This window comes from Tardiphaga sp. 37S4, assembly GCF_021044645.1.
In the GTDB taxonomy this organism is placed as follows: domain Bacteria; phylum Pseudomonadota; class Alphaproteobacteria; order Rhizobiales; family Xanthobacteraceae; genus Tardiphaga; species Tardiphaga robiniae.
On sequence record NZ_CP088008.1, the window covers coordinates 4,084,514 to 4,109,834 of the forward strand.

General features: G+C 62.7%; 23 protein-coding genes and 1 pseudogene. 15 read left to right on the top strand and 9 right to left on the bottom strand.

Translation table 11 applies throughout. The annotated features are described in order from the left end of the window. The first annotated feature begins 285 nt into the window (after positions 1-285). On the top strand, positions 286-1,131 hold the full coding sequence (locus LPB73_RS19360) for a tetratricopeptide repeat protein (RefSeq protein ID WP_231077874.1): 846 nt from the start codon (positions 286-288) through the stop codon (positions 1,129-1,131). Between the two features lie 85 nt (positions 1,132-1,216). Beyond that, a complete protein-coding gene (locus tag LPB73_RS19365; protein WP_120288661.1) occupies positions 1,217-1,648 on the top strand; it encodes a hypothetical protein in 432 nt (143 codons plus the stop codon). Between the two features lie 116 nt (positions 1,649-1,764). On the opposite strand, the gene LPB73_RS19370 is transcribed toward LPB73_RS19365, so the two are convergent. Beyond that, the gene (locus LPB73_RS19370) at positions 1,765-2,139 is read right to left on the bottom strand and encodes an Imm63 family immunity protein (protein WP_120288660.1); all 375 of its coding nucleotides are present in this window, start codon (positions 2,137-2,139) and stop codon (positions 1,765-1,767) included. A gap of 183 nt (positions 2,140-2,322) precedes the next feature. On the opposite strand from LPB73_RS19370, the gene LPB73_RS19375 reads away from it, so the two are divergent. Then, entirely contained in the window at positions 2,323-2,556 is a 234-nt protein-coding gene (locus LPB73_RS19375) for a hypothetical protein (RefSeq protein ID WP_147421611.1), read from the top strand. 30 nt (positions 2,557-2,586) lie between these two features. On the opposite strand, the gene LPB73_RS19380 is transcribed toward LPB73_RS19375, so the two are convergent. Further along, entirely contained in the window at positions 2,587-3,720 is a 1,134-nt protein-coding gene (locus tag LPB73_RS19380; protein WP_231077875.1) for a hypothetical protein, read from the bottom strand. Between the two features lie 26 nt (positions 3,721-3,746). Between LPB73_RS19380 and LPB73_RS19385 the strand changes: the two genes are divergently transcribed. The 3 genes from LPB73_RS19385 to LPB73_RS19395 all read left to right on the top strand — a co-directional run bounded on the left by LPB73_RS19385 (position 3,747) and on the right by LPB73_RS19395 (position 5,102). Beyond that, entirely contained in the window at positions 3,747-4,184 is a 438-nt protein-coding gene (locus LPB73_RS19385; protein WP_231077876.1) for a hypothetical protein, read from the top strand. A 388-nt stretch (positions 4,185-4,572) separates the two neighbouring features. Then, entirely contained in the window at positions 4,573-4,791 is a 219-nt protein-coding gene (locus tag LPB73_RS19390; protein ID WP_068731389.1) for a hypothetical protein, read from the top strand. 122 nt (positions 4,792-4,913) lie between these two features. Beyond that, on the top strand, positions 4,914-5,102 hold the full coding sequence (locus LPB73_RS19395; protein WP_068731284.1) for a hypothetical protein: 189 nt from the start codon (positions 4,914-4,916) through the stop codon (positions 5,100-5,102). Positions 5,103-5,146: 44 nt separating this feature from the next. Here the strand turns inward: LPB73_RS19395 and LPB73_RS19400 are convergent, their stop codons facing one another. Beyond that, positions 5,147-6,121 (bottom strand): VOC family protein, encoded by a 975-nt coding sequence (locus tag LPB73_RS19400; protein ID WP_231077877.1) that lies wholly within the window; start codon positions 6,119-6,121, stop codon positions 5,147-5,149. A 208-nt stretch (positions 6,122-6,329) separates the two neighbouring features. Here LPB73_RS19400 and LPB73_RS19405 point away from each other — a divergent pair, with 208 nt between their 5' ends. Together LPB73_RS19405 and LPB73_RS19410 are read left to right on the top strand one after the other, a co-directional pair. Then, on the top strand, positions 6,330-8,192 hold the full coding sequence (locus LPB73_RS19405; protein ID WP_231077878.1) for a tannase/feruloyl esterase family alpha/beta hydrolase: 1,863 nt from the start codon (positions 6,330-6,332) through the stop codon (positions 8,190-8,192). Positions 8,193-8,515: 323 nt separating this feature from the next. After that, a complete protein-coding gene (locus LPB73_RS19410) occupies positions 8,516-10,702 on the top strand; it encodes a TonB-dependent siderophore receptor (RefSeq protein WP_231077879.1) in 2,187 nt (728 codons plus the stop codon). Positions 10,703-10,984: 282 nt separating this feature from the next. On the opposite strand, the gene LPB73_RS19415 is transcribed toward LPB73_RS19410, so the two are convergent. Both LPB73_RS19415 and LPB73_RS19420 read right to left on the bottom strand, forming a co-directional pair. Then, the gene (locus tag LPB73_RS19415; protein WP_231077880.1) at positions 10,985-12,604 is read right to left on the bottom strand and encodes a hypothetical protein; all 1,620 of its coding nucleotides are present in this window, start codon (positions 12,602-12,604) and stop codon (positions 10,985-10,987) included. Between the two features lie 53 nt (positions 12,605-12,657). Continuing rightward, on the bottom strand, positions 12,658-13,950 hold the full coding sequence (locus LPB73_RS19420) for an adenylosuccinate synthase (protein ID WP_089261652.1): 1,293 nt from the start codon (positions 13,948-13,950) through the stop codon (positions 12,658-12,660). A gap of 473 nt (positions 13,951-14,423) precedes the next feature. Here LPB73_RS19420 and LPB73_RS19425 point away from each other — a divergent pair, with 473 nt between their 5' ends. The 4 genes from LPB73_RS19425 (at position 14,424) to LPB73_RS19440 (ending at position 18,810) form a co-directional block, all read left to right on the top strand. Beyond that, on the top strand, positions 14,424-14,945 hold the full coding sequence (locus LPB73_RS19425; RefSeq protein WP_231077881.1) for a FecR domain-containing protein: 522 nt from the start codon (positions 14,424-14,426) through the stop codon (positions 14,943-14,945). Between the two features lie 17 nt (positions 14,946-14,962). After that, positions 14,963-16,852 (top strand): adenylate/guanylate cyclase domain-containing protein, encoded by a 1,890-nt coding sequence (locus LPB73_RS19430; RefSeq protein WP_349768790.1) that lies wholly within the window; start codon positions 14,963-14,965, stop codon positions 16,850-16,852. Positions 16,853-17,053: 201 nt separating this feature from the next. After that, positions 17,054-18,406 carry an HWE histidine kinase domain-containing protein gene (locus LPB73_RS19435; protein WP_231077882.1) on the top strand — a complete coding sequence of 451 codons (1,353 nt, stop codon included), beginning with the start codon at positions 17,054-17,056 and terminating at the stop codon, positions 18,404-18,406. A gap of 11 nt (positions 18,407-18,417) precedes the next feature. Further along, positions 18,418-18,810: a response regulator gene (locus LPB73_RS19440; protein WP_231077883.1), complete on the top strand. Its 393-nt coding sequence runs from the start codon at positions 18,418-18,420 to the stop codon at positions 18,808-18,810. Positions 18,811-18,818: 8 nt separating this feature from the next. On the opposite strand, the gene LPB73_RS19445 is transcribed toward LPB73_RS19440, so the two are convergent. After that, positions 18,819-19,010 carry a hypothetical protein gene (locus LPB73_RS19445; RefSeq protein ID WP_231077884.1) on the bottom strand — a complete coding sequence of 64 codons (192 nt, stop codon included), beginning with the start codon at positions 19,008-19,010 and terminating at the stop codon, positions 18,819-18,821. Between the two features lie 172 nt (positions 19,011-19,182). Next, positions 19,183-19,392 carry a cold-shock protein gene (locus LPB73_RS19450; RefSeq protein WP_068731259.1) on the bottom strand — a complete coding sequence of 70 codons (210 nt, stop codon included), beginning with the start codon at positions 19,390-19,392 and terminating at the stop codon, positions 19,183-19,185. Between the two features lie 534 nt (positions 19,393-19,926). Here LPB73_RS19450 and LPB73_RS29205 point away from each other — a divergent pair. Further along, positions 19,927-20,082: pseudogene (locus tag LPB73_RS29205) on the top strand (class I SAM-dependent methyltransferase); the annotation flags it as partial. A 221-nt stretch (positions 20,083-20,303) separates the two neighbouring features. On the opposite strand, the gene LPB73_RS19460 reads toward LPB73_RS29205, so the two are convergent. Then, positions 20,304-21,263: a PhzF family phenazine biosynthesis protein gene (locus LPB73_RS19460; protein WP_231077885.1), complete on the bottom strand. Its 960-nt coding sequence runs from the start codon at positions 21,261-21,263 to the stop codon at positions 20,304-20,306. 287 nt (positions 21,264-21,550) lie between these two features. Here LPB73_RS19460 and LPB73_RS19465 point away from each other — a divergent pair, with 287 nt between their 5' ends. Then, a complete protein-coding gene (locus LPB73_RS19465; RefSeq protein WP_414716913.1) occupies positions 21,551-22,312 on the top strand; it encodes an alpha/beta fold hydrolase in 762 nt (253 codons plus the stop codon). 107 nt (positions 22,313-22,419) lie between these two features. After that, positions 22,420-23,667, top strand: coding sequence for a cupin domain-containing protein (locus tag LPB73_RS19470; RefSeq protein WP_231077886.1), 1,248 nt, complete (start codon positions 22,420-22,422; stop codon positions 23,665-23,667). 50 nt (positions 23,668-23,717) lie between these two features. Here the strand turns inward: LPB73_RS19470 and LPB73_RS19475 are convergent, their stop codons facing one another. After that, positions 23,718-25,277, bottom strand: coding sequence for a serine hydrolase domain-containing protein (locus tag LPB73_RS19475; protein ID WP_231077887.1), 1,560 nt, complete (start codon positions 25,275-25,277; stop codon positions 23,718-23,720). Positions 25,278-25,321 lie beyond the last annotated feature (44 nt).

The following is a 25,321-nucleotide window of genomic DNA, read 5'->3' on the forward strand; positions in this document are numbered from 1 at the left end:
TTGTGCAATCGACGCGCGGACGTGCAGTTTTCATTCAAAAATGATTGCCTGGACGCCGATCAGCGCGAGCTCAAGCGAGGCGCCCGAACTCGTCGCTGCTGGACCGAACCCGTTCGATCTGCTGCTCTTTCCGGTCCCGAACAATGACCCGAAGCGGAAACCGGGGATCCAATGATCGCCGATGAACTATTTGATCTGCGACCCCGACCAAGGGACAAATGAGCGTCCGGGGAATGGCGGTCGGGTATCCCGGCTGCTCCGGACAACGTGCGGAGACCACATGCGATGCAGATGCGCTTCTCAACATACCGGTTGTTCGCATGCATGGGCGTGGTGCTTCTCGCCGGGTTGCCGGGAGTGGCCGCCGCAGACGAGTCGGATTCCTGCATAAAGCTGTCGGATGACCTCGCGGTCGCAGGGTGCACGCGCACCATCGACTCGCGCCAATACACGGGTCGAAGCCTCGCGCGGGTCTATGCGCGTCGCGGCGGGGCGTACCGGGCACAGGGCGACCTCACCCGCGCCATGGCGGATTACAACGAGTCGATGCGGATCGATCCGACCTATCCGTCTGCCTACAACAGTCGCGGCAACGCTTGGTACCACAGCGGAAAATTCGATCGGGCCATCGCAGACTATAACCAGGCGATCCGGCTCGATCCGAAATATGGCTACGCCTACGCCAACCGCGGCAGCGCCTGGGGCGCCAAGGGCGACTTCGACCGGGCCATCGTGGACTTCGACCAGGCGATCCAACTCGATCCGAAAGATGCTGAAGCCTACTACAACCGCGGCAGCGCCTGGAGGGGCAGGGGTGACCTCGATCGGGCCATCGCGGACTACGATCAGGCGATCCAGCTCGATCCGAAACATGGGGCTGCCTACGTCAACCGCGGCAACGCCTGGGGCGCCAAAGGCGATTTAGACCGGGCCATCGCGGACTTCAACGAGGCGATCCAGCTCGATCCGAAAGATACCAAAGCCTATTACAACCGCGGCATGGCGCGGGAGATGAAACGCAGTCTGCGAGAGGCATTGGCTGACTTCAAGATGCACGCTCAACTCGCTCCGTCCGATCCGGACGGCCAGAAGGCTCTGAAGCGCGTATCGAAAGAATTGAGCGCAATATGACGGGGCGGCGCTGACATGGCTTGATGTCTGGAAGCGGCACATTCCAAGCGTCATGCCTCCGACATCTCCCATTCCCGCACCACCGATGTCCCGCGTCTCGCGATGCCTGATCGACATCGGGCGCATGATCGTCGGCCTGATCGCGGCGATTGTCATCGCGCCTTTGGCCATGGGAATTCTGCTGCAGCTCAGCCTTCGGCCCACCGGTGGACTCGCCGCGCATCTCGGCGCGGTCGTCACGACGGCTTTGCTGACTCTCGTTTTCGGCGTGGCGGGTTCGTTCAAGGCCACCGTTTTCATCGCCCTGCCCGGAATCCTCTTTGCGCGATGGGTCGGGATCATGTCGCCCGCGATGTGCATGATCGGCGGTGCCATCACCGGTGGCGGCTTCTTCGGCATCAGCGCCTCCGTTGGCTCCTCACTGCCGACCGAATGGGGGCTGATCGGCGCAGCGGCCTGCGGCGGAAGCGTTGCGGCGCTCGCTTACTGGTGGCTCGCGGAGCGTCACATCCGGTGACCGTCGCGACACCGCCAATGAGAACAATTGGCCTGTTTTGGGATCGACCGACATAGCGAAGCCTGTCGTGCCGCCTATTGCTCACATCACATCTGCTTCCGAGCGATGCATGCCGATCAACGCCCGTCGACATAAGGATGACGCGAGAGGATATCATCGAGTCTGGCGCGGCAGCGATCCGCCCATGCAGGATCAAGCCGGCCCAGCAATGCGAGCTGATGCGCAAAACGCAGACGCCTGATATCGCCGGTGTTGGAATTGCGGTGCATGAGTTCATAGGTTCCGGCCATCGCCGAGGTGATGGTCTCGAAAGTCCAGTACATCAGCTCATCTAGATCGTCGGTGGTCCGCATGTCGTATCGCTCGCCGCGTTCGACGAACATGTAGTGGAAGTGCCCGTCATGCTCGATCAGCGCACGGCCGGAATCGACATGCCGATACCCCGGCAGCAGCTCCTCGGGCGCATGGATGCGTGCGGCAAGCACGCGCATGCGGTGATCGACTTGCTCAAGGGGTGTCAAGGCAGCGGCCTCGTGGTTGGCCAATGCGGCCGTGGGACGGTGGCGATAAGTCGGGATAACTGCGCACCAGGTTCACGCAACAAGGCGCCAAGCGGCCGCAATACGGCTGAACCCGATCGTCGCGCTCGCCGACTGATCGAAAGGAGTTAGTCGATGTCCGAGCCAAGCCCCCCTCTGGAATTCATCATGCAGGCGCTGGCGTCAAAGCCGGAAGAGCGCGGCTGTCTATTCTACTCCGTGCTGACATTCGCCATCGGCCTCTGCGTTGCCGAGTTGTGGCCATTTGGCGGCACGCAGGCCGACGTCTTGACCGGCTACGGGATCGTGGTTGTGGCGGTCGGCAGCGGCGTGTTACTGGTGAAGTGGTTCTTTCACAGTATCAATTAATGCGGTCTTCGCATTTCGCAGGCGTTGGCGTCACGCCACGCCTGCGCGACGCAGGCTCGGCGCAAACGGATCGACCGCCCACGCCTCGCCGGATTTGAGCCACGCTCGGCTGATATCAAGCCAATCCGCCAGCGGCAGCAACCGGAGACCAGAGGGCGTTGCCCAGCCCTGCGACTCCGTCACGAACGGCGCATCGTCATGAGGGCGGCGCACGATCTGAACAACATGCGTGATCCCGCGTGGACGCGGATGGTTCGCGGCCCATGCTCCACCACCCTGTCGCAAGCCGATCGTTGCAAAGCGCGGCAGGCTGTCGAGATCGATCCGATCGCCTTCGAGAATAAACCCAGTGCGGGCCTCGATGACCTCGATCATGCGATCCGACCAGGTCGAAATCCCGGCAATCTCACTGGCGCTGAAGACGCCGCTTCTGGATGCACCATTCATCGCCTGCATCGCGCTGGACAGCAGCAACGCAGCCCAGCCAGAGCAATCGATGACCGGCGGATCCCACGCAAGTCCTTCGGACTTGACGCCGCCTTTATAGCCGACGTGCCCCACATGGCGCTCGACGAGTTGCCACATGGCGGGAGCGATCAGACTCGTATGGGGAGGTTCAGCCAGCTCACGCACCAGACGCGCGACATGCGCTTTCAGCTCGCCCAGCGCGACGTCGGGAGGCGCCACGTCGATGTCATGGACGTGCCAATAGGTCACGCGATCTTCCCAGCCCGGAAAGCGCTCCGCCAGCAAGGTGCGGTGCTCGGCCTCCTTCACGGCCACGACCATATCGGACGCTACAAGCGCATCATGCGTACAGACCGCCGGCATTCGCGATACGCCGAGGGGCGAGATGTCATCGACAGTCAGTGCGTCGATGGTCTGCCCCGCCATCGGGCCGACATTGTCCTTGCCCCGCTCGATGGCCAGGGCGTGGGACGTCGCCTCCCAGTCCAGACCGGCGCGGAGCGCCAGGTAATTGAAGAGTTCTTCCGCATAGCGGCTGCGATAGTAGTTGCCGGTGCAGAGGAAGAGGACGGTCCTGGCCATGGCCGAGTGTGTTTGGTCGGGCCCGCATTTGTCAATTGCACCGCCCTCGCCGCTCGCGAGCCCATGGACCCCGCAACCATTTTGCTGGATTGTGCCGGCCTCGCCTTGCGCCAACGAATCATCCCTCGGAGGACACCCCCATGTCGCGCTCGCTTTTCCGCACCACCCTCGTCGTCGCCCTCGCCTTGATCGGCGCAAGCCTGTCCTCCGCAGCTTTCGCCGATAGCGGCACGATCCGCATCAATGTGCTGAAGGGCGGCTGGTTCATCGGCGCGTCAGGCGGTTCGGGCACGCTGACCTTTCGCGGGCGGACCTATCCGCTGTCGATCGGCGGCTTGAGCGCGGGCCTCGTGTTCGGCGCGTCGCAGACCTATCTGTCCGGCCGCGTCAGCCGCATCAACAGCCCGGGCGATGTGGCCGGCGTCTATGGCGCAGGCGGCGCGGGGGCTGCCGTCGGCCGCGGCGTCAGCGCCATCGTGCTCACCAACGAGAAAGGCGCGCTGCTGGAACTCAGCGGCCGCCAGACCGGATTGATGGTCAATGCCGATCTCTCGGGCCTCGCCATCTCGCTGAGGTAAGCGGCGCGCCCATAAGCGGAGCACGGACGCCTTGCCGCAAGGCGCCCGTGCAAACATCCGCGAACCGACGCCTCGACGCGCGATAGGCCGCATTCGGGAATGGCGCTTGATCAAGCCCCATTCAACAAAATGGCAGGGGTCATCGATTGCGCGAATGTGCACGCGACGTCATCGTGGCTTCACACTTGCTAAAGATTTTATCGATCCCTTTTTGCGCTCTGGTGTGCAGCGCAATGCGCGCGCCGCTATGTTGCGCAACACCGCGTGAAGGTTCACGCCCGCACTTCAAAACAATGTCACCAGCCGTCATCCACGTTTCATCGCACGGGCCAAGATACGCCCCAATGCGCCAGCATGGTCCGCGCAGCTCGAGACGACGGAGTGTATCATGACAACCGACCCGACACCGAAGTTCGACGCAAACTATGTGGCCACGCTGCGCCAGGTGCTGGATATCGCTGTGCAGCAGATCGCCGTGCAGCATCGTACACCGGCGACGAAGGCGATGATGGCGGAGACCATCGTGCGCCATGCGGCCGGCGGCATCACCGATGCCCATGCGCTCGTGTCGCATGCCGTGACCGCAGGCGCCAACGGCGCGCCGTAACATTGCTGCGCAATCTTTCGCAACGCGAAAAGCGGGAACTGCCATGTATTTGATGGCATGCCGCCACGTCTTCGCCAAACCGGACGGCGAAGTTCCATCGAAGCCGATGGAAAAAGATACCGATGATTATGTCAGAAAATTATTTCAGAGACCGCGCGGACGATTGCAACCGCCTCGCCCGCGAGGAGAGCGATCTGGAAATGCGCGGCATGCTCTGCGATCTCGAACTGGATTATCGCGCCAAGGCGCTCCATGCTGCAGCCCATGGCTGGCGCGACGCGCCGCGATATTTCGAATTGGCTGAGGCGTAGGCCTGTCGCGCGCGACAGCAGACCGGCCGAAATCTTTCTCGACCTTACGTTTTCACGAGCCTCACCTGAGTGCCCCATGGATCGGCGATCGCAATGCCATCTGCGATCGACTCGCCTGACAGGCCCGCTGCCGTGAGGCGGCGCTTGCGGTCTGCCATCACGGCATCATCGGCAATACGGAGCGAGAACCAGGCCAGCCCGGTCTCCTGCGCATTGCGCGGACCGCTGCCGGCGCTCTGCCATGTGTTGATGCCGATGTGATGGTGATAGCGACCTGACGACAGAAAGGCGACACCCGGCCGCCCGAGCCGCGTCGGCTCCATCCCGATCAGCCCCTCATAAAAATTGCGCCCGCGCGCGACATCGCCGACGCGTAGATGCATGTGGCCGATACGCAGCGCCTTCGGCGCGGTGTGATACTGATCGCGGGTTGTATCCGTCTGCGCCACGATGTTGTCGATGTCGAGCTGGTCGGTTCCCATAGTGACCATGTCGCCGGTCCATTTCCACGCCGATGGCGACCGGTCCGAATAGACCTCGATGCCGTTGCCCTCGGGATCGGTGAGATAGGAGGCTTCGCTGACGTGATGATCGGCAAAGCCATCGAACGGTGTGCGCGCCAGCGCGGCATGGACCAGCCAACGCGCGAAATCGGCGCGGCTCGGCATCAGGAACGCGGTGTGAAACAGCCCGGCGGTGGTCTGCGCCTCCAGCGGTGCATCGGGCCGATGGATCAGATGCAGCAGCGCCACGCCATCGACGCCGAGCACGACTTCGGTTTTGTCCGCGCGGATGGTGTCGAGCTTCAGCAGGTCTGTGTAATAGGTCCGCATCTTGCCGAGGTCGCGGACGCGTAGCGCCGCGGCGCCGATACGCATCGGCGTCTGCTGCGCGAAGGGGAGCTGTGACGATGCGGCCGCGCCGAGATCGACTCCACCCTCGGCACGCACCGCGCCCATCAGCGCGGTCTGGCTGGCAGCAAAGGCGGCGAGCTTCATCACCTGTCGACGCGTGGTCATGCGGGGGTCCATGGCGGCAGAAGGGGTTCAAGAGCGGATCATTGTGGATAGCAGGCGACCGCACGGGGTCAAATCACATCGCTGTAGGCCCAATCCACGGGGCCTTTTTAACATAATGTTACGTTCCGACATCGTTTTGGTAGTTGATCGCAGAGGCGAAGTGAGGAGAACTCACCCCAACTCAAAAATAAAACAGACGGGAAACGCCATGTCGACAGCCCCCCACATCATCCGTGATGACAACCGCGCGCGTGCCATCGTGACGGCGATAGCCTTGTTTGCCGCGCTATGCGGCACCACCGCCCCCGCTTCCGCACAGCAGCTCGCCTGCGACGACGGTATCAAGGCCGCATTTCATCCCGATGAGGCCACCACCGTGGTGGCCGTGCGGGCGATCAAAAAGGGCGAGGAACTGGTCGCACAGGATTCGCCCCGCCCGATCACCATGGCGGCGGACATGTGCCTTGTGAAGCTTCTGGTGGGGCCAGGCTTCACGGCGGAAAAGGACAAGACTGCACGCTCCTGGTCCGAGGGCATCGGCATCGAGGTCTGGCTGCCGACACCGGCGAACTGGAATACCCGCATCCGGAACTACGGCGGCGGCGGCTGGGTCGGCGGTGGCCATCGCATCGCCGACAAGATCGGCAGCAAGGTGCCCGCCCTCGTCAACGCCAATATGGGTTATGCCTCGGGCACCACCGATGCAGGACAACCCTGGTATCAGGACGGCTCCTTCACCTTTCTCTCCGACGGCAAGGTCAATGCCGAAGGATTTCGCGACTTCTCGGTCCGCGCCATGGTGGAGCAGGCCGTCAAGACCAGGGCGCTCACCACGCTGTATTACGGCAAGGCGCCGGCTTACACTTACTACGATGGCCACTCGCAGGGCGGCCGGCAGGGCATGAAGATCGCCCAGGACTATCCCGAGCTCTATGACGGCTACATGATCGCGCAGCCGGCGCTCAACATCCCGCAATTCGGCACGACTGCGCTATATCCGCAGATCGTGATGAAGACCGAGCTCGGCTTCACCGCACTCGACAAGCCGAAAGCCACCGCCTTCGCCGCCAAGATCGAGGCAGCGAACAAGCGCGCCCTCGCCGCCTGCGACAAAGCCGGGATCGGTTTCCTGCTCGATCCGTTCGCCTGCGATTATGATCCCGCACGCGATGCCGCGACCCTCTGCAGCGGCGAGGCTGGCCAGGGCGTCACCGGCAGCAATGCCGATCCGGCAACCTGTATGAGCCTGAAGGAAGCGATGGCGCTCGACAGGATCTGGTTCGGCGCAACGCCCGATGGCAGCTACGACGCCGCGCAAAGCTCCGACAGCCGCAGCGGCAAGGTGCTCGGCACGAAACAGGTGTGGTGGGCCTTCACCAGGACCACGGCGATCGGCAGCCAGATCACCGGTACAGCCGCCGGCAGCGTGGCCCTGGCCCTGCAGGACGTCCGCTACGCCGCCGATGCCAGCGCCACCAACCCGTCGGACATTCCGTTCAACAACGGCTCGACCACCGAACGCAACAAGTGGCAGGAGCTCAGCTATGCCGATCTGGCCGATACGGTGAACAAGAACCTTGCCTTGCAGCCCACCCTGTTCAGCAATCTCGGCACAGACAAAGCGGATCTCGGCAAGTTGCGCGATCTCGGCCGCAAGATCATCGTCTATAGCGGCCTCGTCGATGACGCGATCCCGCCCGCCGGCAATGTCAACTATCACGAGCGCGTCGCGGCGCAGATGGGCGGCCACGCGGAGGTGCAGAAGTTCATGCGGATGTATCTGCTGCCCGGCTCGGCCCACAGCTCGCAGGGCCGCGCCTATACGGTCAGCGGACAGAACGATTCCGTGCCGCTACCGAAACTGCCGGGGAATGCCAACCAGACGCCGACGCGCGAGCAGGATCAGTTCTTCACCGCGCTGACGGACTGGGTCGAGAAAGGTGTGGCTCCCGGCGAGATCGCACTGACGTCGCGCGACAGCAGGCTGAGCTATCCGGCTTGCGTCTATCCGCTGCGGACAGTGTGGAATGGTGGAGCAGTGACGCAGGCGGGGAGTTTCGGCTGCAAGTAGTTGTCATTCCGGCGGCGCGAGAGCGAAAGCTCTCGCCTCTCGTTCGTCATGGCCGGACTTGATCCGGCCATCCGCAAATTGCCGCTCGGCACACTCCTGCGATTTTAACGGTTCTAGTGTGTAGAGGTTCTAACTTGGCAGGTAATGCCATGCGCGATTTGATGTCCTAGAGACCACGCAGGAATCGGGCTCGGTCAGTCCGAACGACATGCGGGGCGTTATCGGTGGGGATCGTCGAAAGAAAAGTCACCAAGGCAATGTGTCTTGGTGCAGCGAGTTCTATTGTCTTGTTGATGGGCCTGTCAGCGCAGGCAAGCGCACAAATGCTGGCGCAAGCCACCGGCACGGAGACGCCTTCAGCGCGCGCCACGCAGCTGGATCCCGTCATCGTTCAAGGCAGCGCAGATCGGCGCGCCAAACCCAAGAACACTGCGCGCAGCAGCGCGTCGCGCACCGCCGCACGGGCGGCGCGCACAGCCACGCGTCAGGGAATAGTCACTCCGAGCAATGTGCCAGGCGCCCGCGCAACGGAATCCGCATGGGGCCCCGTTCAAGGCTATGTGGCCACGCGAAGTGCCACGGGCACCAAAACAGATACGCCTCTGATCGAGACGCCGCAGTCGATTTCGGTGGTGACGCCGGAGCAGATGCGCGACCAGGGCGCGCGAACCGTCGGTGAGGCGCTGGCCTATACGGCGGGCGTGCAAACCCAGCCCTATGGCTACGATGCCCGCTACGACCAGTTCCTGATCCGCGGATTTGCAGCTAACCAATACGGCAACTACCGCGACGGCCTGCGGCAGGGTAACGGCTCCTTCGCCTATTTCCGCAACGAACCCTACGGTGCCGAGCGTCTCGAAGTGATGCGCGGTCCGTCCTCGGTGCTATACGGCGCCAACGAAGCCGGCGGCATGGTGAACTATGTCAGCAAGATGCCGCTTGAGAAGCGGCTCAACGAAGCCGGGCTCGATATCGGCAATTTCAATCGCTATCAGGGCCGTTTCGATTTCAGCGGGCCGACGCTCGACAACGACAAGCTGCTCTATCGCTTCACCGGCCTGGTGCGTGACAGCGGCACGCAGATTCCCGGCACCTGGGACGATCGCGTGTTTCTGGCGCCGAGCTTCACCGCAAAGCTGGGCGAAGACACGACGCTCACGGTGCTGGCCGAATACGAGCGCAGCAAGACGTCGATGTGGCCGTATTATTTGCGCAACCCGGCGACGGGCGTGGTGACCAATATTCGTCTCGGCGATCCGTCATTCGATGCGCTCACGCAGTCGCAGGCCTCGGTCGGCTACAGGCTCGAACATCGCTTCAATGAGGCTGTGACGTTCCGGCAGAACGTCCGGCTCGGGCACGTGTCGTTCGAAGGCAACATGGTCGATGCGCTCAGTCTCGCGCCCGACGGCCGCACGTTGAACCGCTACGCGGCAACCTTCAAGGAAAGCCTGAACACCTTCAATATCGACAATCAGGTCCAAGCCAGGTTGGCGACCGGCCCGATCAAGCATACGGTCCTGGCCGGAGTCGATTACTTCCGGCAGGGAACGACCTTTGGCTCCTATGCGGGCGTCGGTCCGTCGCTCGACCTGACAAATCCTGTTTATAGCACTTCGACGCCGACATTGCCCTTATCGCTTCTGGGCGCCAACAGCCAGACTCTCGGTCAGCTCGGACTTTACGCGCAGGACCAGATGGCACTGGGCGGCTGGCGGCTGACCATCGGCGGCCGGCAGGACTTTGCCGAGCTCTCGGACCATAACGACCTGTCAGGCGTGACCACCACGAGCGACCCAAGCAAGTTCACAGGCCGCGCAGGATTGCTGTATCTGTTCGACAACGGGCTCGCGCCTTACGTCAACTACGCGACATCGTTCCTGCCGCAGACCGGCACGACGCGCGGCGGCACGCCGTTTGCGCCGACCACAGGCGAATCCTTTGAGGCCGGTATCAAGTATCAGCCGCTTGGCTGGAACAGCTACTTCACGGCGACCTGGTTCAACTTGACCAAGGACAACGTCCTGACAACCGATCCGGTCTTCGGTTCGCCGTACTCGGTGCAGACCGGCCAGATCCGCTCACGCGGAACCGAACTGGAGGCGGTGCTGTCTCTGGCAGAGGGACTCAAGGGTGTCGCGTCCTATAGCTATACTGACGCCACTGTGACTCGCAGCAACGGGGCCGATCTCGGCAAGGTGCCGATCGGCGTGCCCACCCAGCAGGCGGCGATTTTCCTCGACTACACCTGGCAGACCGGTCCGATCGCGGGCTTCGGTGTCGGCGCCGGCGCACGCTGGATCGGCCAGACCTGGGCTGACGACATCAATACGATCAGAAACCCTGCGATCACAGCGTTCGATGCGGGTGTGCATTACGATTATCGCGGCATGCGCCTGGCCGTGAATGCGCGCAATCTATCGGACGAGCGTGTTCCGATCTGCAACGGCGGGACCTGCACCTTCACGCAGGGGCGCACCGTTCTCGGCAGCGTGACAGCGCGATGGTGAGCGCGCGCCTGCGAAACCTCTGGTGAAGCAGTTCTGGCTGCAGGAATGACCTGAAACGACGGCGCGGTGGCGCAGGCGGGTAGCTTTGAGGGCAAGTAACCGTAGCCTCAACATCGATTTGTTGGTCCAGGCAATGCACTCTCATTCGTCATGGCCGGGCTTGTCCCGGCCATCCACGCCTTCCTTTGGCACGGCTCAAGACGTGGATGCCCGGCTCAAGGCCGGGCATGACGTGGAGAGATCGGTGCAGATCACGAGCGGCTGACCAGCGCGCTTGATCTGTTACTCGCCCCAGGCCGCGAAGGCGTCGTTGAAGGCACGCTCGCCGGGCGAGCCCTTCTCGATGGCGATGATGGCGCGGCGCTGGTTGGCATAGACCAGCGGGATATCGAACCATGACCGCTCCTTCAGGAGCTGCAGGTTGCGCGCGCGATCGCTTTCGACATTGCTGAGACCGACCAGGAAGAAGCCGTCGGTGACCTTGACCGCGAGGCCGGCCAGCGGCGTGCCCCGTGCCTGCTCGTTCGACTTCATCAGCACGCCCGGAACATTGGCGATGCCGCCGCCGGCGAAATCGGGCGGCAGCACGAAAGTGAGTTCGGCCGTGTGGCTGGCAGGCAGCGACGTGTCGGTGTTACGGCGGAACGACATGGTCATCTTGAACTTGCGTTCCGGAATCTCGATGTCCGCGCGCACGGCGATGTCACCAGGCTTGCCGCCGGTGCCCTTGATCTGCTCGGTGCGCCAGACCACCGTGCCGACATATTGCCGGCCCTTCGGCTCAGCCGGATCCTCGTCATACAGAACGACGCGCTGCGCGACCGGCGCGATCTGATCCGACGACGACGGCTGACCGACGCGATCGGCGATTTTCGGCCGCGGCGCCAGCGGCGCATCCTTGTTGTCGGTGACGACGGGCGCCGAACCGCCAGCGAAACCGCGCACCATTTTGTTGATCGTCGGCCATCCCAGAATCACGGCGCCGATCAGGATCATCACGATGCCGATGAGAAGCGCAGTCTTGAACGGGAAACCGCCGCTGACGCGCTTCGGCTTCGGAGGCTTGGGCGGCTTCGCCTTCTTGCCCTTGGAATCCTTGATGCGCGACGGTGGCACCTGCGACTCGTCGCCGTCCTGGTCGTCGTAAGCCGTCTCGTCGTAGCCGAAAGCTTCGCTACGCGCTTCCATGCTGGGTTCGAGACGATCGAATTCCGGCGTCGGAGACGGCACGTTGGCGTAAGTCTTGCGCGCCGCGCGGTTGGCCTGGGCGGCAGCGCGGCCGAGATCGTCGACATCGGCGGTGACGTCGCGGAAGCCGCGCATGGCGGCATCGCCCTGGTCGCCGCGATCGTTACGGGCGGGCGGGGGTGCTGCCGGATTGTTTTCGAAGCGGCGCGGCGTGCCTGATCGTTCGCGGGTTGGTGGACCGTTCGGATCCTGCGCGCCGGCATTGGGCGACTGCTGCTTCGGAATCGGTGGCGGATCGACGCGCAAGGTGCGCGGCGGGCGCGGCTCTTCCGGCCCGCGGGGAGACGCCGGCGTCGGCGTAATCGGCTGGCGGCCGCGCGGCGACGGCTCGGCCGGCGTGGCACCGGCACGCGGCCCGGCATTGCGGAAAGCATCGCCGGCGCGCGGCTTGCCGTCGCCCGTCGTTCCAGCCGCCGCAGGCCGCGACGCATCGCGGGCGCGCTGGGCCGCTTCGGATTCGACCTTGCGGACGGCCTCTTCGAGCGACAGCCGCTCCCTAGTGATCTCTGACTCGCTGAGGGGCGGCTCGACACTGCGCAACTGGGCAATCAGAGCCGTGCGGGCGCGCTCATAGAGCGCGCGCCGCTGCTCGCCGGGAGCACTGGGGTCCAGTCCGGCGATGGCACGGGCGATCAACGGGTAGTAATCAGCCATCTCGACTCAATGTTGCGGGTGCATCAATTTGGAGGCTATCCGGTAACAGTCCGTTAAGCCTCGAACGGGTTTTGCACCAGAATAGTATCTTCGCGTTCCGGGCTCGTGGAAAGCAAAGCAATCGGACAGCCCACCAGTTCCTCGATCCGGCGCACGTATTTAATCGCCTGCGCCGGCAGGTCGGCCCATGAACGGGCGTTCGCGGTCGGCTCTTTCCAGCCTTCGATGGTCTCGTAGATCGGCTCAATCCTGGCCTGGGCGCCTTCACCGGCCGGCAGATAGTCGATTTCCTTGCCGTCGAGCTTGTAGCCGACGCAAACCTCGATGGTGTCGAAGCCGTCGAGGATGTCGAGCTTGGTCAGCGCCAGGCCATTGATGCCGCAGGTGCGGACAGTCTGTCGCACCAGCACGGCATCGAACCAGCCGCAGCGACGCTTGCGCCCGGTATTGACGCCGAATTCCTTGCCGCGACGGCCGATCTCTTCGCCGATCTCGTTGAGCAGTTCGGTCGGGAACGGACCCTGGCCGACGCGCGTGGTGTAGGCCTTGCAGATGCCGAGCACATAGCCGACCGCGCCCGGGCCCATGCCGGTGCCCGTCGCCGCCTGCGCAGCAACCGTGTTGGACGAGGTGACATAGGGATAGGTGCCGTGATCGACATCGAGCAGCGCGCCCTGCGCGCCCTCGAACAGGATGCGCTTGCCTTCGCGGCGCTTGCTGTCCAGCAGCCGCCAGACGGCCTCAGCGTAGGGCAGCAGCACCGGCGCGAATGCGGAGAGCTCCTTCACAATGTCGGCCGTGTTGAATTCTGCGAGGCCGAGACCGCGGCGCAGCGCATTGTGATGCGTCAGCAGGCGATCGACCTTGTGTGGCAGCGTGGCGAGATCGGCGAGATCCATCAGACGGATGGCACGGCGGCCGACCTTGTCTTCATAGGCCGGGCCGATGCCGCGCTGGGTGGTGCCAATGGCGGTGGCCTTGTTGGCATTCTCGCGCAGCGCATCGAGCTCGCGGTGCAGCGGCAGGATCAGCGTGACGTTTTCGGCAACGCGCAGATTGTGCGGGCCAACATCGACGCCCTGGCCGCGGAGCTTGGCGACTTCATCGACGAAGGCCTGCGGGTCGAACACCACGCCATTGCCGATCACCGAGAGCTTGGACTGGCGCACAACGCCCGACGGCAGCAGCGCCAGCTTGTAGGTCTGACCGTTGATGACCAGCGTATGACCGGCATTGTGGCCGCCCTGATAGCGGGCGACGACATCAGCCTGATCCGACAACCAGTCAACGATCTTGCCCTTACCCTCGTCGCCCCACTGGGCGCCGACGACGACAACATTGGCCATTTGGCGCTAGTCCTCTGAAAATACACGCGTCGAAGCGTGATCAGCGCGGAAAACGGTCTGCCGTTTGCCGGATCACGCCCAGGCATCCGCCTAAACGCGGCCAATGATCTTGGTTACCCAAGTCTTCCAGGACGCTGTCTGCGATGCAAAACGGGAATAAAGGAAGCGCGGGGGGAAAACAAGCACGAACGCCCCGAAAATGGCCTCGTTGGCCTCATGCAAACCTTTGATATCCCCTGAAAATCCGGGGCGATGTGGCGAGATTGCGGCAGCGCTCGCGGCCCGATTACTGAGAATGCCTCTCAATCTCACATGGTCGTGAGATCGGCCGTACCGGTTGGATCTGCCCTCGTTGTGCCGCGGCGTCGCCCTATATGGGTACCTCCGAGCGTTAATCACGCCGCTCGCCCGCTGACGTTGAACGGAATCCCCCGCCGCCCGCCTTACCGATGTGGCGTTCAGGAGTAACCAACATGACCCATTCAATCAGGCTGGCGGCGGCCACTGTCGCTGCGGCGTGCCTGTATGGCAGTGCTGCATCGGCGCAGCAGGCCGGCCCGGGCTGCACATCGAGCCAACCGGTCGGCGGCCCACAAACCCTGCACTGCGGCGGCGTGACGATCATTGCTGAAAACGGCGCGCGTTTCACGCTGCTCGACCGCGACCGCAACGGCCGTGTCGACGGCGTCGACCTGCAAAGCAAGGCCATTTTCATCGAGGCCCCCAAACAGAAGGCCGGCAAAACCTTCGAGGTGATGACACCGCAAGCAATCGCCGCCGTGCGTGGCACCAAATGGGCGGTGGACGCCGAGGGCAGCAAGACCTCCGTCTTCGTCGAGACCGGTCGTGTCGGCGTCAGGCGTGTGACCGGCCCCGGCAGCGTGAGCCTCGGCCCCGGTGAAGGCGTCGATGTCGATACCTCGGCGACGCCACTCGACATCAAGCGTTGGCCGGCGCCGCGCGTCACCGCGCTGATGGCAAGGATTGGACGTTAGCGGCCCGGATACAAACGATGATGAAGGCCAGCAGATTGCGGACACCGCTCGCCATGGTCCTTGCGGGCGTGTGGGCGGCGGCGCTGGCCTTTGGACATAACCGCGGCGATGTCGGCTTTCTCGACCGGTTAGAGGCGACGCTGACCGACCTGCGCATCCAGATCCGCGGCGTGAAGAAACCGCCCGATCTCGTCACCATCATCGCCATCGACGATCGGGTCGCACGCGAACAAGGCAGCTATCCGCTGCCCCGCGCCACGCTGACGACAATCATCGAGGAGATCGCACGCTACAAACCGAAAGTGCTCGCTCTCGATCTGCTGCTGGTCGATGCCGGCGCTGCGGAAAGCGATGCCGCACTGGCACAGGCACTCGGCAAAACCAACACCGTCATTGCCGCGGCGGCGCTGTTCAGCGAGTCCAAACAGACCGTGGCCACCAAGGAGTCCGGGCCGCTTGCGGATCTGCCGGTGGCGTCGGGATTTCTGCTGCCGCTGAAAGTCTTCGCCGATCAGGCCACGGTCGGCGTGGTCAATCTCAATACCGACAGCAGCGGCGTACCGCGCTCGATGCCGATGCTGATGCGCTCGGCCGACCGCGTGATGGTGTCGATGCCGCTGCGCGTCGCATCCGCCGCCTCGCGCGACGATGCCCAGATTGGCGAGTATAATTTCTCCCTCGCCGGCAACCACATTCCGACCGATGTCGGCCATTTGTTGCCGATGTCTTTCTATGGGCCGCGCGGCACGATCAGGACGATCAGCGCATCGGAGGTTCTGGCGGGCAAACTCCGCCGCGCCGATGTCGAGGATCGCGTCGTCGCCATCGGCGTCACCGTCAGCGGCGGCGGCGATTTCTTCTCGACGCCGTTCGATCCGGTGATGCCCGGCGTCGAGGTCGTGTCCACCGCAATCACGCATCTGCTCGCCAAGGACACCTTGCTACGCAACACCTCCATACGGCTGTTCGATGCCGGCTTTGCGATCGTCCTGGCGATGCTGTGCATCGCCCTACTCGCCTGGCGGCGCAATGCCATCGGCCTCATTGCGATTGTCGCCGTCGTCGCATTGTGGGCCGTGATCAACACCGTCGCCTATGCCCATGGCATCTGGATGAGCGCTGCATTGCCGCTGGCCGCGGCTGTGCCGCCGGCCATGGCGTTCGGCGCGCTGCAGATCTGGAGCAGCCGGCGCAGCGTGCAGCATTTCGCCGCCCGCAGCGATCTGCTGCGCCAGTTCCAGGCGCCGGGCCTGCGCGAATGGCTGATCAAGGATCCGGACTATCTGTTGCAGCCGGTGCATCAGCATGCCGCCGTCATCTTCATCGATATCTCGCGCTTCACCGCACTCAGTGAGACACGCGACGCAGATGCGGTGCGCGAATTGCTGAAGTCCTTCCACGCCATGATCGATCAGGTGACCCTCGCCCATGGCGGTGTGGTGACAACCTTCATGGGCGACGGCGCGATGATCCTGTTCGGATTGCCTGTGGTCGCCGATGACGATGCCGCCCGTGCCGTGCGCTGCTGTATCGAACTGACGACGCGCACCGGCACATGGATCGCCGGTCTTCCGCCTGAGATCGCCAGCCAGATCGGATTCAAGATCGGCGCACATTTCGGCGATATCGTCGCATCGCGTCTCGGCGGCGCCAGCTACCAGCACATCACCGCGACCGGCGATACCGTCAATGTCGCCAGCCGGCTCATGGAGGTCGCCGCGAGCCACGGCGCCAAGGTCGCCCTGAGCGACGACCTGCTGCGCGCAGCGGGGGCTGATTGTGCGGTGCGCGCAACGGGGGCGCTGAGCGGCCCGACCGAAGTCCAGATCCGCGGCCGCAGCGGCGCGGTCAGCGCCTGGCTGTGGTGCGACGGAAGTGCCGCGCAGGAGGTGTCGACCTCCGCGTAAATCAACGCACGCGGCATCGCCGCGATTGAGCCGGAACCCGGTCTGGTCTGGCACGTTTGCTCGAAGACCTGTTAGCGTACATCCGCAACCGTATCTGTTTGCGGCCGTATTTCATTGCAGCGTATTTTTGTGATCGGAGCCGCAGCTCCCGGGGTATTCGTGGATCAATCGTTAGGGCCTATTCAGGACGCCAATTCATTCTTGCGAAGTTTGCTCGAAGCATCGGGCGACTGCATCAAGGTTCTCGATTTCGACGGCAACCTCATCTTCATGACCGACGGCGGCCAGCGCATCATGGAGGTCACGGATTTCGATGCGATCAAGGGCTGCCCATGGCCGGACTTCTGGCAGGATCAGGGCAATATCGACGCCAAGGCAGCTGTAAGAGCCGCTCAGCTTGGGCGTACCGGACACTTCCAGGGTTTCGCCACCACGATGGCCGGCACGCCGAAATGGTGGGATGTCACCGTCACCGCCATTCCCGGCCCCGATGGAAAACCGCATCAGCTGCTTTCGGTGTCGCGCGATATCACTGCATCGCGTGCCGTGGATGTGGCGCTGCAGGCAAGCGAAAGCCAGCTACGACTTGCACTCGACGCCGCCGACACTGGAACCTGGGATCTCGACCCGCGTACCGGCGTGCTGCAATGGGACCGGCGCTGCTACGAATTGTTCGGCCTCACCTTCGGCAAGCCGATCTCGTTCGACGTCTTCCTGCAAGGGCTTCATCCCGACGATCGCGACGTCACTGAAAAGGCGTGCGTGAACGCCATGAAGCTGGACGGGCCGCAGGCCTATGACATCGAATACCGCACTATCGGCCTCGATGACGGCATCGAGCGCTGGTGCTCGGCCAAGGGCCGTGCGGAATTCGAAAACGGCGAAGTCAGTCGCTTCATTGGAACCATTCGCGATATCGGCAAGCTGAAGCGCGCCGAAGCGCAACAGCAAATGTTGACGCGCGAACTCGAGCACCGCATGAAGAACACCATGGCGATGGTCGGCGCCATCGCCAGTCAGACGTTCCGGACTGCCGCGACCAAGGAAGATGCGCGCACAATCTTCGATGCGCGTCTGGCCGCGCTCAACCAGGCGCATGACATCCTCACGCAATCGAGCTGGACCAGCGCGTCGATGCCCACGGTGATCGCTGGCGCGCTCGCGCCGCATCGAACGGGCGAAAAGCGCATTCGCGTCTCGGGCCCCGAGGTGGAACTGACGGCCAAGCAGGCGCTGTCGCTGGCGCTCGCGCTGCATGAACTCGCAACCAACGCCACAAAGTATGGTGCATTATCCGTTCCGGACGGAACGATAGATATCGACTGGGCTTGTCACATCGGCAGCGACGGGCCGGCGTTAGGTTTCGCGTGGCGCGAATCCGGCGGCCCCGTCGTGGCGCCGCCGACGCGACGTGGATTTGGCTCACGACTGATCGAAGGTACGCTGTCTGCCGACTTCGGCAGTTCCGTCAAAATCGAATTCTTGCCCGAAGGGCTCACATGTCGGTTCGAAACCAGATTGAGCGATCTGGCTTCGGTGCCCGACGAAAGGTGACACCAATTTTTATGGCATCACTCCAAGAACTCAATGCACGTGACATGCAGCGGCCCGCCGTCCTCATCGTCGAGGACGAGCCTCTGCTCCGTATTCACGCGGCCGACATCGTCGAGGAAGCCGGGTTCTTCGCCATCGAGGCCAACAATGCCGACGAGGCCGTGCGAATTCTGGAAACGCGCGACGACATCGTTCTGCTGTTCACCGACGTACAGATGCCTGGAAGCATGGACGGGTTGAAACTGGCCCACGCGGTACGCAACCGCTGGCCACCGATCAAGATCGTGATCGTTTCCGGCCATTTGCAGGTCGCCAAGAACGATCTGCCCGACGACAGCCGCTTCTTCGGCAAGCCGTTCGAGACGACGAAGATGATCGCGGAACTACGCGCGCTGATCGGCTAGAGCCGGCGCTACTGGACGAGTTGCTCACCGACGATGGCGCGATCGATGGCGTCGACCACGTTCTGAATCTCGACAAACTTCATGCGAGCCCGTTCCGCATTGTCGCGATTGAAGGGCGCCGCCAGCACTTTTGCGTGCGCATCACGTTCCTCGATCATGCGCATACGCGCCGCCTTGAGCGTATCCAGACGTTCAATCATCTTGATCGATCCTCATATGGGACGCTGAAATCGGGCGTATGATCATGCGTATAGCATGAAGCCCGCCGGTGATGATCACCGACGGGCTTCAGTCATTCAAAATCTATGAGGCGACAAAACTTGTTGGTCGAGAAATCCCAGTACATCCGTGGAAATTTCAGGACCTTCAAGCTCAGATCGCGCGGAGATCTTCCGCGCTGGTCTTGCCGCGCATCTTGTCAGCCTTGGCTTCGAAAGAAACCTTCTGGCCTTCATTGAGCGAACCCAATCCAGCGCGCTCGACTGCACTGATGTGAACGAACACATCCTGGCCGCCGTCATCAGGCTGAATGAAACCGAAACCCTTGGTCGCGTTGAACCACTTAACTGTACCGACTGCCATAACTATTCTCCAAGATGTGCGAATGCGCGAGCCCTACGCGACATCGCGTGAGCCCGATCCGATTTCAACGATGTCTTGGGGAATGGAGCCGATTACGGCGCGGTCAACAAGCCAGAGCATATATTCGAATAACTGCAATATAGATGATTTCAGCCGAATTACAAGAACAATGATTCCAGAGCGTGTTTAGCGAGTGTTTACAACGGCGAACTTCAGATCGAAGCTGGCTGTGGAACTCTGATTTACCGTTGCTGCAGCGGGCACCGAATGGACAGATCGAGGCGACGCACACCGGTTCTGGCCGAACTTCGCTTCGCCGAGCGACGCTGCGAATTCGACGGGCTCGATCTTACCACGCGTTTCGAGCTGATCTATCGCACCAATCTGTGGGGCGCTGAAAAATCGCAATCCGGCCTCGGCTCCGAACTCGACGCAACAACGTCACTCCGCCGCGACCTCACGCAATTGCTGCGGCGATTGCGGGTGCAATCCATTCTCGATTTGCCCTGCGGCGATTTCACCTGGATGGCGCAGATGGACCTCGGTGGTATCCGCTATCTCGGCGCCGATATCGTTCCGGATATGGTGGCAGCCAATGCCGCGCACTATGGCAATGCAGGCCATATCGATTTTGCCCGACTCGATCTCGTCAGCGATCCCCTGCCCGCTGCCGATCTGGTGTTGTGCCGCGACTGCCTTGTGCATCTGTCGTTCGCCAACATCCACCGCGCCATCGCCAATCTGAAACGCTCCGGCACCCACTGGCTGCTGACCACGACATTTCCCGACGCATCAGCCAATCGCGATATCGAGGACGGTGACTGGCGCGTGCTCAATCTGCAGCACGCACCGTTCCTGTTTCCTGCTCCCCTAGCCGTGATCAACGAAGGCTGTACGGAAGCTGCCGGCGACTATGCCGACAAGTCGCTGGCCCTGTGGCGCGTGAGAGATCTGCCGGGCGATGCGTCGATACGGCCCTGCATCACCGGCACGCAACGGCCGGAAATACGAACGCTCTCCACATGTCCATCACGCTTCCGCACCTCGACCTCAATGAGGCTGCGGCGCCCCATCTCAACGCCCTGCTCGATGGTGATGGCACAGACGGCGTCGCGACGCGGATCCAGACTCACCAGATAGGCCGCGAGCGCCGCAGAGGCGCTCCCGGTGGCCGGATCTTCGGGGACATTGTCGAGCGGCGCGAACATCCGCGCGCGCAGGTGATCGATACCATCGCCGGTACGGACATAGACGAAGGCCGAGAAACGATCGTCGCGATGCCGGTGTTTCTGTTCGGCCTGCTCGAAGGCCGTTGTGTTTGGCCGCGCGGACGCCAGCGCATCGAGACTGCTCAGTTCGGCCACCGCGAAAGGCAGACCGACAGACACCATGCGCGGCCCGTGTGTTGACGTGACGATGGCATCGGGCGCGAGTGATACGCAGGCGGCCATTATGTCACGGTCAATCTCACCCAGCATCGTGAGTGGCTGCGGCGCGACGAAGCCGGTGCCGACAATCGCACCGCCATCGCGCAAGAGATCGAGATGGACGAGGCCCGCCTTCTCTTCGAACACCATGCGATCGCCGACAGGCCTGCCGAAGGCCGTGCCCTGGCGGCCAAGCACGAAGGCGGTGCCGACATTGGGATGACCGGCGAACGGAATCTCATTGGTCGGCGTGAAGATGCGAACGCGTGCGGTATGCGCGGGATCATCCGGGGGAAACACGAAGGTCGTTTCTGAATAGTTGAACTCGGTGGCGATCTTCTGCAGCAGCGTATCGTCGATGCCACGCGCATCCGGAACGACCGCCAGCGGGTTGCCGCCGAAACGCTGGTCCGTGAACACATCCACGGTGACATAGTCGATCATGCTGTAGCCCTCACCATTCCGTTACCGCTGGGTTCGCCGACGTAACAGTCGGCGCCGGCCCTGCGTATTCGTAGCCATAAACCTAGGTATGCCGGCTGCACACCACCGTCCGATTCACCGCGGCCTTGCCATCCCGTAAACCCGATAATGTCATGCCGATCCGCTCCCGTTCGAGCTGACCGGCGCGAGCCCGTCAAGTGCAACATCCATGCTTCCTTCATCCCTCCGGCGAGGACAATCGCCGGCAACCGAATGGTGATACCATGCTGATGAACTCCCTCTCCAAGATGACGCTGCGTGCGATGCTGATGGCGACCATGTGCCTGCTGACGGCGCCGATGGCGCAGGCTGCAACCGCAGCGCCCGTAAAGGCAAAGAACGTGGTTCTGGTGCACGGCGCCTGGGCCGACGGATCGAGTTGGGCCGAGGTCATTCCGCTGCTGCAGAAGGCAGGACTGCATGTGACGGCTGTGCAAAACCCGCTGAGCTCGCTGGACGACTCCAATGCCGCGACGCGCCGCGCATTGGCGCTGCAGGACGGCCCGACCGTGCTGGTCGCGCATTCCTGGGGCGGCACGGTGATCAGCGACGTCGGCACCGACCCGAAGGTCTCGGCGCTGGTTTATGTCGCAGCCCGCGCGCCGGACGCCAATGAGGACTTCGTGGCGCTGTCCGGAAAGTTTCCGACGGGTGAAGTGCGTGCCGGCATCCAGACCCATGATGGCTACACCCAGCTCTCCGAAGACTCGTTCCTGAAATATTTCGCCAATGGCGTTCCGCGCAAGCAGGCCGAAGTGCTCTATGCCGTGCAGGGCTCGACCGCCGCATCGATCTTCGCAGGCCGCACCACAGCAGCCGCGTGGCATGACAAGCCATCATTCTATGCGGTGTCGAAAGAGGACAAGACGATCAATCCAGATCTCGAGCGTTTCCTCGCCAAGCGCATGAATGCGACGACGATCGAACTCAATGCCGGCCATCTCTCGCTGGTGTCGCACCCGAAGCAAGTCGCCGACCTGATCCTCGCAGCCGCAGGCGTCAAGAAGTAGAGCTGTTTCTTTCCCCTAACGGCGCGCGTCGGGCGTACCCGGCGCGCAACGCTTTCATCGATCCGACAATCATGACGCAGATCTGCGTCGCAACAGGAGGACGTCCCATGTTCTCACGGAGAGATCTCATGGCAGCAACAGCATCAGGCATCGTGATGACCGCCGCAGCATCGGCACAGGCCGCGACATTCGGCAATCCGGATCTGCCGCCGCAGGGCGCGATCAATGCCAAGGGGCCGAACAATCTGAGTGATCCCGGCCCGCAAAATCCCATCATCGCCGGCCAGTTCCCATCCTCGCAATTGCCACCGGCGACCGATATCGGGGGCATGGCACTGCCCTGGGCCACGTTCAACAATGCACCGCGGCGCATCCAGAACGGCGGCTGGGCACGGCAGGTGACGCAAGCAGACTTTGCGATCTCAACCACGATCTCCGGCGTCAATATGCGGCTTACCGCCGGTGGCATCCGCGAGATGCATTGGCACCAGGCCGGCGAATGGGCGATCATGACTTACGGCTCGTGCCGGGTGACCGTGCTCGACAATCAGGGTCGGCCTTATGTGGCTGATGTCAACGCGGGGGACCTCTGGTACTTCCCCTCCGGCGCGCCGCATTCGCTGCAGGGCCTCGGCCCCGATGGCTGCGAATTCGTGATCTGCTTCGATGACGGTCAGGCCAACGAGTTCAATACGCTGCTGCTGTCGGACTGGATCGCGCACACACCGCCGGAAATCCTGGCCAAGAATTTCGGCGTGCCGGTCGAAAGCTTCGCGAAAATCCCGTTGCAAAATCTCTGGATCTTCCAGGGCACGGTTCCCGGTTCGCTCGCGGCCGATCAGGCCTCGTCCTATCGCGATGCGGATGTCGCGCTCTATCCCTTCACCTATTCGCTGGGATCGTCCAAGCCGGTCAAATCGACACGCAACGGCGAGATCCGGATTGCCGACACCAGCAACTTCACCGCTTCGGCGACGATCGCGGTGGCGCTGGTGACGGTGAAGCCCGGCGGCATGCGCGAGATGCACTGGCACCCGAATGCCGACGAGTGGCAGTACTATCTCGCGGGCCGCGCGCGGATGACCCTGTTCAATTCCGGCCCGAACGCCACCACCATCGACTTCACAGCGGGCGATGTCGGCTACGTCAAACGCAACTTCGGCCACTATATCGAGAACACCGGCGACACGGATCTGCAATTCATCGAGGTGTTCCGCACGGCGCATTACGAGGAAGTGTCGCTGTCCGACTGGCTAACGCACACGCCACCGGCTCTCGTCGCGCAACACCTCAAGGTGGCACCCGAAGTTATCGCCAAATGGCCACGCCGGGCGCCAGGCATCATGCCAGCCTGACGCTGCAAGACCGCATGGGAGGTCTCGGGACTTCCCGTGCCTTTCGGCGATCACCCGCCCGACTGTCCGTCGATTGCGACATCGACACCTTCATAGTTCTTGCCGCGAAGACTGACCTTGTCGCCATCGAATGACAGCGTCCATGTCCGCGACAGTTCGCTCGCGCCGATGTTGATGCGTTCGACTTCGAACGCGCGATCATCCAGCCACCGTCCCTTCACCGCAAGCGGCCCATAGGGCGTGTCCTTTCCCTTGCGATACAGCCCGTCGAGCCCGATGGGGCCGCTGATCATCTCGGGCGGCCGTGCCGAATTGCGGCTGTAGAGTTCGAAATCATAATGCGGGTTCGAGCCGACCAGTGTCAGCGTCAGCGATTTCACGCCCAGCGGATTGCGGGCGAACGCATAGGTCTTGCCAGAGATCGTCGATGCGATCTCCGACGTCGGTCCGACCTCTGACGGCTTCTCTGTCGATATGGCGCGGAGGGCGCTCGCCAGTAATTCTGTGCCGGCCGTGTCCGGCTGTATTGCAGTCTCGGATTTGATAGATGCCGCGATGGACGGCAGGAGATTCGTCACGGCGCAGCCGTTTCTGCCTGTGGTCACCGCCACGAGATCCAGCGCTGGATAGACCACGATCAACTGACAATGATAGCCACTCGCCCAATAGACGTTGCTGTCGGGAAGAGCCCAGAAGAAATTCGAATAACGCCATGCCGGAGCAAATGAGAGGTGCATGCCCACCGTGGCGTGGTTCACCTTGTCGATCCAGTCCCGCGGCACCAGCGGTTTACCCTCCCACTCGCCATTGCGCAGGTAGAGATAGCCGAACTTCGCCATATCGCGTGGGTGCAGCGCCAGACCGTATCCGCCGGTCGAGATGCCCTGCGGATCGCGACGCCATTTCCATGCCGTGATACCCAGCGGGCCGAACAGCCGCGCCTTGGCGTAATCCTCCGCGCTCATCCCCGTTACCTTGGTGAGGATCGCGGACAGCAGATGCGGATTGCCGCTATTGTAATTGAAGCCGTCTCCGGGCGTGGCGGCCATCTGTCGATTGAGGATGAACTCGATCCAGTTCCGGCTTCGCTCCATGTCGATCACCGATAGCGGTGGTCCTTCGCCGAGCCCTTCTTCCCACGTCAGTCCGGAGGTCATGTCCAGCAGACCTTGAAGCGTGATGGCTTTCTTTCTGTCATCGAGGTTGAGGATGCTGCGCTCGCCAAAGAATGGCAGCACTGGCTGATCGATGCCCGTCAGCAGACCATCCTTCAAGGCGAATGACGTCAGCGTGCCGATCACGGCCTTGGTGACGGAGTTGACCACGTGAGGCATGTCCGCGCTGTACGGTGCGTAATAGGCATCCAGTACGATCTGGCCGTGGCGCACGATCAGAATGCTGTCCATGCTTTGACGAGCACCGGACTCAACCAGCCTGGCGAGCGCTGCCGAATCGACGCCCTGCTCTTCCGGCGTCGATGTCTGCCAGCCCTGGGTCGGCCACACGACGGTCCGTCCCTCCTCTGCGATGACGCCCTCACTACAAAACGCGGCGGCGAACATGCTCAGGCCGAGCACAAGCTTCAGAACGGAAATTCGTGAAGATCGCATGACGGCCTCGCTGTGAGTTTTAACGCTGCGCGAGAACCATATCT